At 29.3% G+C, this 11,821-nt stretch carries 10 protein-coding genes and 1 rRNA gene; 2 read left to right on the forward strand and 9 right to left on the reverse strand.

The window, feature by feature from the left end; translation table 11 throughout:
• Nucleotides 1–176: 176 nt before the first annotated feature.
• Entirely contained in the window at nt 177–572 is a 396-nt protein-coding gene (locus ACUSRV_RS16095; protein WP_490142990.1) for a nucleoside triphosphate pyrophosphohydrolase family protein, read from the forward strand.
• A gap of 32 nt (nt 573–604) precedes the next feature.
• Here the strand turns inward: ACUSRV_RS16095 and disA are convergent, their stop codons facing one another.
• The 7 genes from disA to ACUSRV_RS16130 all read right to left on the reverse strand — a co-directional run bounded on the left by disA (nt 605) and on the right by ACUSRV_RS16130 (nt 9,773).
• A complete protein-coding gene (gene disA / locus ACUSRV_RS16100) occupies nt 605–1,678 on the reverse strand; it encodes a DNA integrity scanning diadenylate cyclase DisA (RefSeq protein ID WP_490142991.1) in 1,074 nt (357 codons plus the stop codon).
• Nucleotides 1,678–3,051 (reverse strand): DNA repair protein RadA, encoded by a 1,374-nt coding sequence (gene radA / locus ACUSRV_RS16105; RefSeq protein ID WP_490142992.1) that lies wholly within the window; start codon nt 3,049–3,051, stop codon nt 1,678–1,680. Before radA ends, disA begins: the two co-directional genes overlap by 1 nt.
• 113 nt (nt 3,052–3,164) lie before the next feature.
• Nucleotides 3,165–5,618, reverse strand: a complete 2,454-nt coding sequence (locus tag ACUSRV_RS16110; RefSeq protein ID WP_490142993.1) for an ATP-dependent Clp protease ATP-binding subunit — start codon at nt 5,616–5,618, stop codon at nt 3,165–3,167.
• A 12-nt stretch (nt 5,619–5,630) separates the two neighbouring features.
• Nucleotides 5,631–6,629, reverse strand: coding sequence for a protein arginine kinase (locus ACUSRV_RS16115; protein ID WP_490142994.1), 999 nt, complete (start codon nt 6,627–6,629; stop codon nt 5,631–5,633).
• 11 nt (nt 6,630–6,640) lie between these two features.
• The gene (locus ACUSRV_RS16120; RefSeq protein WP_490142995.1) at nt 6,641–7,153 is read right to left on the reverse strand and encodes a UvrB/UvrC motif-containing protein; all 513 of its coding nucleotides are present in this window, start codon (nt 7,151–7,153) and stop codon (nt 6,641–6,643) included.
• Nucleotides 7,154–7,158: 5 nt separating this feature from the next.
• On the reverse strand, nt 7,159–7,623 hold the full coding sequence (locus ACUSRV_RS16125; protein ID WP_490142996.1) for a CtsR family transcriptional regulator: 465 nt from the start codon (nt 7,621–7,623) through the stop codon (nt 7,159–7,161).
• Nucleotides 7,624–7,829: 206 nt separating this feature from the next.
• Entirely contained in the window at nt 7,830–9,773 is a 1,944-nt protein-coding gene (locus ACUSRV_RS16130) for an elongation factor G (protein ID WP_490142997.1), read from the reverse strand.
• A 223-nt stretch (nt 9,774–9,996) separates the two neighbouring features.
• Here ACUSRV_RS16130 and hisC point away from each other — a divergent pair, with 223 nt between their 5' ends.
• Nucleotides 9,997–11,094 carry a histidinol-phosphate transaminase gene (gene hisC / locus ACUSRV_RS16135; protein WP_490142998.1) on the forward strand — a complete coding sequence of 366 codons (1,098 nt, stop codon included), beginning with the start codon at nt 9,997–9,999 and terminating at the stop codon, nt 11,092–11,094.
• Nucleotides 11,095–11,128: 34 nt separating this feature from the next.
• Here hisC and ACUSRV_RS16140 read toward each other — a convergent pair whose 3' ends face one another.
• Together ACUSRV_RS16140 and rrf are read right to left on the reverse strand one after the other, a co-directional pair.
• Complete coding sequence (locus tag ACUSRV_RS16140; protein ID WP_490142999.1) at nt 11,129–11,632, reverse strand: thioredoxin family protein; 504 nt, start codon at nt 11,630–11,632, stop codon at nt 11,129–11,131.
• A 71-nt stretch (nt 11,633–11,703) separates the two neighbouring features.
• Nucleotides 11,704–11,820: ribosomal RNA gene (rrf, locus tag ACUSRV_RS16145) — 5S ribosomal RNA — on the reverse strand.
• Between the last annotated feature and the right edge of the window lies 1 nt (nt 11,821).

Raw genomic sequence — 11,821 nt, forward strand, 5'->3', positions numbered from 1 at the left:
CCTCGTTTTTTAATATTATAAGCTATATATTACATTATCTCAACCTATTTTATAATTCACTATACCATTTTAACTCTAATTTAGAGGTTATATAGTGCCATAATATTATAATCTTACCTAATTGACCAAGGTATATTTTAATATTATAATAACTTATAGGGTGAGGTGATAAAATAATGTCTAATTTCAATTTTTCAGATTTTAAAGTTCAAGTTGATGAATCTTTATTAAGACACAAAAGTATACTAGATATAGTGTCTAAATCAGCAGAAAGTAGCGCCAAAATAAATAGAGCAATAATGAAATCTGTAACTTCATGTGGTTGTATAGAAATTCAAGCTAAAAGACAAGATATACCAAATGATATAACATTTGCTGATCTATCAAAATACATGGATAGCCACATAAATGGCTCCTTATGCAGTCAATGTAGAGAAAAGATAGAAGAAGAATTAGGTACTCATCTATTTTATATAACAGCAATATGTAACTTGTTAGGTATTGAACTTGAAGATGTACTAAAAAAAGAAAGTTCGAAACTAAAAACACTTGGTATATTTAGTTTATTATAACATTGGGGCTTATAAGCCTCTTTTTTTTATATTTATATATGCCTATCTATTAAAACTAACTGTTGCATTTTTATAAGTCCATTTTTTATATGTTTAGCTCTTATTTCACCTATGCCTTCAACATTATCAAGTTCTTCTATAGATGCCGTTAATATATTTTGAAAATCTTGAAAATAATTAACTAGATTTTCTATTATATTAGATGGGAGTCTATGTATTTTATTTAAAATTCTATATCCCTTTGTTTTTACTGCCATATCCATATTTTCTGAAAAACCTACATGACCAAGAAGCCTTGCCATATTACCTAAATCTATTAATTCTTCAGAAGATAAGCATCTTATTTTCTTTTTAAAAGATTCAAATGTAATATCTCCTCTTTTATAGTCACTAAATACCTTACGCTCTTCTCTTTTAGCATTTCCTATTAACTCTTCTAGTTGCATGCTAACTAGGACGCCTTCATTTCCTAGCTCTATTATATATTTTTCTATTATATCTACTATTCTCATAACCATTTCCATCTTTTGAATAACTATAGCTACATCATATAATGTTACTAAATCCTTAAACTCCAATGCATTTAAATTTATCATAGCTTGATCAAGAACAGCTTTATATTTTTCTAGTGTTTGTAATGCCTGATTAGCTTTTGTAGATACCTTAGATGTATCTTCAACTACATACTTTTTATCTCCTTGATATACTGTTATTATGTTTCTTCTTTGAGATATAGATATAACAATCGAATTAGTCTGCCTTGCTACTCTTTCAGCAGTTCTATGCCTTGTTCCTGTTTCTGAAGTTTGTATAGAATAATCTGGTATTAATTGTGCGTTAGCATAAATTATTCTTTTTAAATCTGAGCTCAATACTATTGCTCCATCCATTTTAGCAAGTTCATATAAGTGAGCTGGAGAATATTCAGAGTTTATATTAAACCCACCATCTACAATCTTCATAACTTCATCACTGCCTGCTATAACTATTAAACCTCCAGTTTTAGCTCTTAATACGTTTTCTAATCCTAACCTTAATAGTGTTCCAGGTGCTATCATTTTTAATGTTTGAAGTGAGCTCTTGTTTTGTAAAAATGTGTCTCTCATTAACTATGCCCCTCCAATGCTACATTAATTGCTTCTCTTACATTTTCTACAGGCCATATATTGACCCCCTTAATTTCCTCTAACGAGTTGTAATTACTCTTAGGTATTACTATTTTTTTAAATCCTAGTTTTTTGCATTCAATTATTCTCTTATCAATAAAACTAACAGCCCTTACTTCTCCTGTTAACCCTACTTCTCCTATAACTACAGTTTTTTCATCTATTTCTATATTTCTAAAACTTGATGCTATAGATACTACTATTCCTAAATCCATAGCTGGCTCACTTACTTTTATTCCTCCAACTACATTTATATAAACATCTTGATTTTGTATTTGCATTCCTACTCTTTTTTCTAAAACGGCCATAAGAAGTCCTACACGATTATAATCTACTCCTGTGGCTGTTCTTTTAGGTATTCCAAAACTTGTAGGTGCTACCAATGCCTGAAGTTCTAAAAGCATAGGTCTTGTTCCTTCTACAGTAGCTACAATAACTGATCCAGATACACCCTTTGGTTTTTCGGATATTAATATTTTTGATGGATTTTCTAACTCCACAAGACCTACATCTCTCATTTCAAAGACGCCTAATTCATTAGTTGATCCAAATCTATTTTTAACTGCTCTTACCATACGATAAGTATTAAATCTTTCTCCTTCAAAATATAAAACTGTATCTACCATATGCTCTAAAAGCTTAGGGCCTGCTAGTGAACCTTCTTTTGTTACATGCCCAACTATAAAGGTAGATATACCTATTTTTTTAGATATTTTCATAAATCTAGATGTTCCTTCTCTTACTTGACTAACGGTTCCTGGGGCTGAAGTTATGTCTGGGTTAAATACTGTTTGTATAGAATCTACTATTATTAAGTCTGGTTTTATACTATCTAAGTATCTTTCTATTATATTCAGATTATTTTCTGCTAGCACATATAAATTATCTGAATTTATACCCAATCTTTTTGCTCTCATTTTTATCTGATATATAGATTCTTCTCCCGATATATACAATACTTTTTTACCGCTTTGCGATACATTATTGGATACTTGAATTAGTAAAGTAGATTTACCTATGCCTGGATCCCCTCCTACTAATACTAGAGATCCTTTTACTACTCCACCACCTAAGACTCTATCGAGTTCCTTTATATCGGTAGAAAATCTTTCTTCTTCTTTTACTTCTAACGAATTTATACTTACTGGTTTTGCTGAATCCTTGTCTATAGAAAATACTTCTTTAGATGCCTTTTTATCCTCTATTTCTTCAATAAATGTATTCCATTTCTCACATTCGGGACATTTGCCTAACCATTTAGAGTTTTCATATCCGCACTCTTGGCATACATACTTAGTTTTTATCTTAGCCATTTAATCACCCTTGACATTATTTATACTATTATTTTAACACAACACTTGGAAAAAAATGTGTATTTAATGTTAAATTAAATTTTAAAAATAAAGGACTCATATGAGCCCTTATTCTAAATATTTTTATTTTCAAATACCATTTCACTATTTTTCTCTTTAACTAAAACTGTATCTCCACTTTTTATTGTTCCTTTTAATATTTCTTCAGATAAATTGTCTTCTAACTTCTTTTGTATTGCTCTTTTAAGTGGTCTAGCTCCATAATCAAGATCAAAACCTTCTTTAGCTAATAATTTAATTGCATCATCGCTTAATTCTAAGGTTATATTCATATCTTTTAGTCTAGATATAACATCCTTTGTCATTAGTTTTACTATTTTTCCTATATGTTCTTCATTTAAAGAATGGAATACTATCATATCGTCTATTCTGTTTAAAAACTCTGGTCTAAATTTTTGTTTTAACTCAGACATTATATTTTCTTTCATTTTTTCATATCGTGATTTTTCTTCCTGGCTATTATCTTTATTAGTACTAAATCCTAATGTCTTTTGTTTGGATATTGTATGTGCTCCTACATTTGATGTCATTATTATTATTGTATTTTTAAAATCTACCGTTCTTCCCTTAGAGTCAGTAAGCCTTCCATCATCTAGTATTTGAAGTAATATATTAAATACATCTGGATGAGCTTTTTCTATTTCATCAAATAAAACCACTGAATATGGCTTTCTTCTAACCTTTTCTGTTAGTTGACCTCCCTCATCATGACCTATATATCCTGGAGGAGAGCCAACTAATCTAGAAACAGCATGTTTTTCCATATATTCAGACATGTCTATTCTTATAATAGAGTTTTCATCTCCAAATTGAACCTCAGCTAAAGCTTTAGATAGCTCTGTTTTACCTACACCAGTAGGTCCTAGAAATAAGAATGATCCTATTGGTCTCTTTGGATCCTTAAGTCCTGCTCTAGCTCTTCTTATTGATTTAGATATAGATTCAACCGCCTGTTCTTGACCAATAACTCTATTGTGTAGTATTTGTTCTAGATTTAATAACTTTTCACTTTCTTCTTTAACCAATCTAGTTACAGGTATTCCTGTCCACGAACCTACTACCTGAGCTATAACTTCAGGATCAACTACATCTGAATATTTAGAGGCACTTCTCCAATTTTCTTTTAAATTATTTAAGTTTTCTTTTATTTCTCTTTCTTCATCTCTTATTTTAGCAGCCTTTTCAAAATCTTGACATCTAACTGCTTCTTCTTTTTCTTTAGATATAAATTCTAATTTATCTTCTAATTCTTTTAATTCTTTTGGAGCAGTATTTTCTTTTAATTTAACCTTTGATGCTGATTCATCTATTAAATCTATAGCCTTATCTGGCAAGTATCTATCACTTATATATCTAATAGATAAATCTACCGCAGCTACTATAGCTTCATCAGTTATTTTTACTTTATGATGTGCTTCATATTTATCTTTTAGTCCTTGTAAAATTTTAATAGCATCTTCCTTACTTGGTTCTCCTACATTAACAGGTTGAAATCTTCTTTCTAGAGCTGCATCTTTTTCTATATACTTTCTATATTCTTCAATAGTAGTTGCTCCTATAATTTGTACCTCACCTCTAGCTAGTGCTGGTTTTAGTATATTAGACGCATCCATAGCTCCTTCACCCGAAGAACCAGCTCCTACTATTGTGTGTAGTTCATCTATAAATAGCATTATCCTTGAAGATTTAATTACCTCATCTAATACATTTTTTATTCTTTCTTCAAACTCTCCTCTATATTTAGCACCTGCAAGCATAGAACCTAAATCTAATGTATATACAACCTTATCTTTTAGTATCTCTGGGACATCTCCTGCCGATATCTTTGAAGCCAATCCTTCAACTACAGCTGTTTTTCCTACTCCTGGATCTCCTATTAATACAGGATTGTTTTTTGTTCTTCTGCTTAGAATTTGTATAACTCTTTGAATTTCTTCATCCCTTCCTATAACTGGATCTAATTTGCCTTCTTTAGCATATAAAGTTAAATTTCTTCCATACTTTTCTAAAGTTGGCGCATTTATATTTGATTTTTCTTTATTATACGTGTTTTTTGGAGATTCACTTGGATTAATTTCTATTCCCATCATACTTACAACTTTCTCTGCAACTAATTTAATATCTATTCCCTTATTTAATAGTATTTTAGCTCCTATTCCTTCTCCTTCTTGAATAATCCCTAGTAATATGTGCTCTGTTCCTATATAACTAGTTTTTAGAGTATTAGCAAACATTCCTGATAACTCTAGTATTCTCTTGCTCCTAGGGCTTAATGATATTTCTCCTACGTTAGGATTTCCCTGTCCTTCTATTTCAATTATTTTATTTTTTATATAATCTTCATTTATTCCTATGTCGTTTAAAACCTTTGCTGCTATTCCTTCCTTTTCTTGTAGCAAACCTAGTAATATATGTTCACTACCAACTACTTCATGCCCTAGCTCTTTAGCAGCATTAATTGATAAATCTATAGCTTTCTTGGCTCTCTCTGTAAATTTATTTATCATAATATATACCTCCTAAATACTAAGTGATTTTCTCAAATAAATAGCTCTATTTACGTCACGTTTAGTATAATCACTTGATTTATATATTTTGGATTGATGCCCTGGCTGAACATCTACCATTAGTTTATCAATATCTCCTGTTGTTATATTGCTTATATAACCCATTTCTACTCCTAACTTTAAAGTAGATAGTAATTTTATAGCTTCTTTACTTCCTATTGTTCTAGCATTTTTAAGTATACCCAAAGATCTAAATATCCTATCTTCTAATTTTATCCCTAATTTATTTTTTAATAACTCTCTTGCATATAATTCTTTATCTATTATTTGCTTAGCCATACCCATTACATTTTCTATAGTGTCTTGTTCTCTTCTTCCTAATGTAAGTTGATTTGATATTTGATATATACACCCTGAGGAATCAGAACCTTCACCATACATACCTCTTACAGCTAAACCTAACTGACCTGAAAGTTTTAATACTTCATCTATATATCCTAATTCTGTTAATGCTGGTAGATGAACCATTACAGATGCTCTCATCCCTGTACCTGTATTAGTTGGACATGCAGTTAAATATCCTAGATTCTCATGAAATGCATAGTTCAAACTTTCTTCTAATATATCATCTATTTTGTCAGCCATATCCCAAGCCTTATCCAACTCGATTCCATTCTCTAACGTCTGCATTCTTATATGGTCTTCTTCATTTATCATTATGCTTACTGTTTTATCTTTTTTTATTAAAACAGCTCCACATGGATTATTTGATAAATCCATACTTATCAAATGTTCTTCTATCATTGATTGTTTATCTATTTCATCTAAACTACTTATTTTATAAAATTCAAATTCATCCTTTAAGACTGTGTTGCTTTTTATTATTGCATCTTTGACTAAATCTATTACTTTATTACATTCTTCTTTAGTAGATTTATTGGGGAAAGAATAACTAACTAGATTTCTAGCAAGTCTTATTCTAGAACTTATAATTGCCTTATTATTATTCATTTTAATACCCCCTAATCATTTATATCTCTCTCAAGGGACTTTATTTCATCCCGTATTTGAGCTGCTTTTTCGAATTCTTCAGCTTGTATACATTTATTTAATTCAGCTCTTAGACCTCTTATCTTATTTTTTATTCTCAACTTTGCTCCTGATTTTTTAGGAACCTTACCTATATGGTCAGTATATCCATGTATTTTTTGTATCATAGGAACTACTTGTTCTTTAAATGTTAGGTAACATTCATCACATCCAAGTCTACCTATATCTCTAAACCTTTTGTAGTTGCTATTGCATTTAGGACAGGTTAATTGTTTTATATTAATAACTTCATCATTTTTGCTCTTATATGATAGACTTGAAAATATATCTTTAATAGAAAAAGGTAAATCAAGATCGAAGTTAAAGTTTATTCCTTTTTCACTTGAAGCACATTCATTACATAAATGTAAATCTCTCTTTTTTCCGTTTATTACCTCAGTATAATGGACTATAGCTTCATTTTTATTACACCTTTCACATAACATTTAAATCACCCCTTTGTATTTAATATACCTATTAATATGTTTTTTAAAATATTAGCCCTAATTTTTTCTTTTATTCCCTTTATAGGTATATTAAGCGATTTATCATCTACTGCATTTAAAATTATTTGTGACTCTCTAAAATTTATAGTACCCAACTCATATAATCCATCTACTATTCTTTTTGATTCTCTAAATGAGATTTCATCACTTAATTTTTCATTTATAATATTTAATATATATTGAACTTTATTTTGATTAAATCTAGCTATTTGTACATACCCACCTCCTCCTTTTCTGCTTTCTATGTGATATCCTTTTTCTATAGTAAATCTCGTTGTCAAAACGTAATTTATTTGTGATGGAGCACAATTAAATAAGTTAGCCAATTCATTCCTTTGTATTTGTATAGTACTTTCCTCTTTCATGAGATTTTTTATAAAATCTTCAATTATATTTGATATAGATGACATATGAACCACCCTGCTTTTTATTTATTGACTTTCTTTGACTACTATTATATAACCTACTTTTTGTTTTTCAAAGCCTATTTTTAGCTTATTTTAGGCCATTTTCCTATTGTTTTTTCCAATATATATGTATTTCTTTATTTTTTCTAATTAAATTTAATTTATTCTCAATAATAAAACTCCAAGCTACGCTTGGAGTTTATTGTAAATTACTTGTTTATTTTTTGTTTTGCTTCTTCTACTATTTTAGATGCTAATTGAGATGGAATTTCTTCATATCTTTCAAATTCCATCTCAAAATAACCTCTACCCTGAGTCATTGATCTTAAATCTATTGCATATCTAAATGTTTCAGCTTGAGGAGCTTGAGCATATATTACTTGCTTTCCTTTTTCATCAGGCTCCATGCCTAATATTCTTCCTCTTCTTTTATTTACATCTCCTATAACATCTCCCATGTACTCTTCTGGAACTACAATCTTTAAATTCATTATAGGTTCTAATAATACAGGTTTTGCCATTTCTATACCTTTTTTAAATGCTGCGCTAGCTGCCATTTTAAATGCCATTTCTGATGAATCTACATCATGATAAGAACCATCATATAAAGTAGCCTTTATATTTGTAACAGGAAATCCTGCTAATGCTCCTGATTCCAAAGATTCTCTCAGTCCTTTTTCAACAGCAGGTATATATTGCTTAGGAACTGAACCACCAAATATCTTTTCTTCAAATATAAAATGTTCTTCTCCTGGCTCAAATATTATCTTTACATCTCCATATTGACCATGGCCTCCAGATTGTTTTTTGTGCTTTCCTTGTACATCTGCTTTAGCTTTTATAGTTTCTCTATAAGGCACTTTGATATCTCCTAATATTACGTCTACACAAAATTTATCTTTCAATCTGCTTTTAATAGAGTTGATGTGTAGTTCTCCTTGACCTCCTATTAATGTTTGTTTTGTCTCTGTATCTCTATACCAATGTATAGTTGGGTCTTCTTCAACTAACTTATGAAGTCCTGAACCTATTTTTTCTTCATCACCTTTATTTTTAGGTTCTATAGCAAAATATATTTGTGGTTTTGGAAACATCATATTTAATATAGGCTCATCATTAATATCTGTTGATAAAGTATCTCCTGTTTGTGTTTCATTTAACTTAGTTAAAATTATTATATCTCCTGCAACAGCCTTTTCTAACTCTATTTGCTCCTTATTTCTTACTGTATATATATGATTAGCTTTTTCTTTTTTAGATTTATTTGTATTAAATATTTCTGAGTCCTTAACTAGCTCTCCCTGTAATACTTTTATATATGATATCTTTCCTACAAACGGGTCTACTATAGTTTTGAATACTAAGCCTTTAAATTTATTATTATCTTCGTTTATTGAACTCGGTATATACTTCCCTACCATATCTAGTAATGCATCAGTTCCTACATTATTAGTAGTTGATCCACATATAACAGGTATTATATAACAGTTAGATATAGCTTTACTAATACCCTTATGTATATCTTCAGATGTAAATTCTTCTCCTGAGAAATACTTATCAAGCAGGTCATCATCTGTCTCTGCTATTAATTCAAATAAGTTATCTTTTATAGAAGCTATTTGATCCTGTAAATTACTTTCTAATTTAACTTTATCTTCAAGTATATCTAATATATCAACTAATTTCTGATCCTGATATATAGGTATATTAAACGGTATAACATTTTTCCCATATCTCTCTGTTAATTGATCTATTACATTATTATAGTCAGCTTTCTCGCTATCTATTTTGTTTATAAATATAATTCTAGGTGTGTTATCATCAGTCATTTCTAAAGCTTTTTCTGTACCAACTTCTAGGTTATTAGTTCCATCTATAACTATAACAGCTCCATTTGATGCGGCCATAGCAGAAACTACTTCTCCATGAAAATCAAAGTACCCAGGTGTGTCTAAAAAATTGTATTTGTAGCCATTATGTTCTATCGGTATTAACCCCATAGTATATGTCATATTAATTGCTTCATTGGGCTTTGTTATCTTGTTAGATAGTTTATTATTAAACATTATAGCTTCTACTAGATTTGTCTTCCCACAGCCACTATGACCTAAAATAACTACATTTCTTATTTTATCACTATTATAGACTTTCATATAAACACCCACCTTAACAAAATTTTTGAATATTTAACAAGGCTTTAATAATTTATATGGTATCTTCTGTCTATTTAATACTAGAAAATCAATTATTTGAATAACGTTTTCATATTTTTTCCAATATTCTCTTTATTTAATAATATTTAAGTGATATTATTAATATAGTGAGTTTTATTTTTTATTTTTTTAATTTTTTATATAATCAGGGGGGTATTATTATATGATTTTTAAATTTAGAAATGAATTAAGTGATTTGGTTCCTTATGTTCCTGGAAAACCTATAGAAGCGGTAATGAAAGAATATAATTTAAAGGATGTTATTAAACTAGCTTCTAATGAGAATCCTTTAGGTTGTTCTCCTAAGGCTAAAGAAGCAATTATAAATTTTTTAGAATTCTTAAGCTTATATCCAGATGGAAATTCAACCTTGTTAAGAGAAAAGTTATCACAAAAATATAAAATAAAACCTGGACAAGTTATTCCATCAAGTGGTTCAGACGAAATGGTAGATCAATTAGCAAAAACATTTATAGATAAAGACGACGAAGTTATAATGGCTGATATAACATTTCCTAGATATGCATCTACATGTAAGATGATGGGTGGTAACCCTATTATAATTCCTTCAAAGAATTTTACTCATGACCTCAAGTCCATGGCACAAGCCATCTCAGATAAAACAAAACTAATCTACATATGCAATCCTAACAATCCAACTGGCACAATGATTCCTACATCTGAAGTTATAAATTTATTAGAAAATACTCCATCTAGTATAATAGTTGTTTTAGATGAGGCCTATAGAGAGTATGTCACAAGAGATGATTATATGATGGATAGTGAAAAATTAATAGAAAAATATCCTAACTTAATAATACTTAGAACTTTCTCTAAAGCTTATGGTTTAGCTGCATTAAGAGTAGGCTATACAATAGCTCATGAAGATATAATATCTAACATAGATAAGGTAAGAGGACCTTTTAATGTTAACAGTTTAGCTCAAGTTGCCGCTATAGCTTCTTTAGAAGATCAAGATTTTATAAAAGAGTCTTATGATATAAATAAGAGCGGTAAAGAATATCTTTATAATGAATTTGATAAAATGAATATAAAATATTGTAAATCTGAAGCAAATCATATATTTTTAGATGTAGAACAAGATTCTAATATTGTTTTCAATAAATTACAAGAAATTGGTGTTATAGTTAGACCTATGGGAAGTACATATATAAGAGTGTCTATAGGATTAAGACACGAGAACGAAAGATTTATAAAAGAACTTACAAGAGTTTTAGAAAAAGACTTAGTTAATGCTTAAATACAAAAAAGATGTGTTTATTTAAACACATCTTTTATTTTATAATATCCAAAACTTCTTCAATAGTATTGGTAATATATTTTCCATTTCTATATTCTCTTTTAGTAACTATTATCTCTACTTGGTTACCTCTATTTACTACATCCCTAACTATATTAGGTACTTCTATAAAATAACCGATTTCATTGAAATCTTCATCCATTATAACCAATGTAGGTATTTTAACTTTTCCATCTAATTTATATCTTTCCATAAAGTTTTCATTGCCTTCTCTAGGAACAATTTTAAATTCAACATTATTATTATTTTCAGATATAGTATAAATAGCAGGTAGGTTTATCTGACAATCAGGACACCATAGCTCTGCAAATGCCAATATATTAATTTTTTTTGTTATAGACTTTATTTTATTTATTATACTTTCATCTATTTCTATGTTATTCATTATTTCTTCACATTTATTTCTATAAGGTTCATCCGACTTATTTAACAATTCTGTAAATGATATTCCACTTTTAAACAATTCTCTTAAATTCATCTAATATCTCCTCCCCTTAAAAAGTATCAATTATATTAATTATACCATTAAAGTGAAAAAATAAAAAGACTACGCGGCTACGTCCTACTCTCCCAGGCAGCTTCCCACCAAGTACCATCGGCGCTAAGGAGCTTAACTTCTGTGTTCGGAATGGGAACAGGTGTATCCTCCTTGCTATTGTAACCACAT

Source organism: Sporacetigenium sp. TC11, assembly GCF_058146105.1.